The sequence below is a fragment of the Adlercreutzia equolifaciens genome (assembly GCF_029076695.1).
Taxonomy (GTDB): domain Bacteria; phylum Actinomycetota; class Coriobacteriia; order Coriobacteriales; family Eggerthellaceae; genus Adlercreutzia; species Adlercreutzia equolifaciens_A.
In genome coordinates this window covers 1-349 of the sequence record NZ_JARFIK010000152.1, presented here as the reverse complement: position 1 = coordinate 349, position 349 = coordinate 1, and the positions used below count along the sequence as shown (strand labels likewise).

The 349-nt window shown below is 47.6% G+C and carries 1 protein-coding gene; it reads left to right on the top strand.

The window, feature by feature from the left end; genetic code table 11:
• Positions 1-349, top strand: a 349-nt coding sequence (locus tag PZH32_RS11865) for a polysaccharide biosynthesis protein (RefSeq protein ID WP_275208461.1), incomplete at both ends; no start/stop codon positions are given.

Here is a 349-nt window from a genome sequence, read left to right as displayed (position 1 = left end):
GCTACTTTATGACGATTCCGGAAGCGGTATCACTGGTACTTCAGGCAGGTGCCTATGCCAAAGGCGGAGAGATCTTCGTCCTGGATATGGGAGAACCGGTAAAGATCCTTGATCTTGCAAGGAATATGATCCGGCTGTCAGGCTATAAAGTCGATCAGGATATCAAGATTGAATTCACGGGACTGCGTCCGGGAGAAAAATTATACGAAGAACTTCTGATGGACGAAGAAGGTATGACGGATACACCGAATAAGCTGATACATATCGGACATCCGATCGATGTAGATGAAGTCAAGCTCGCACATGCACTCAGAGTCCTTGAGAGCGCAGCACAGAATGAGACCGATGA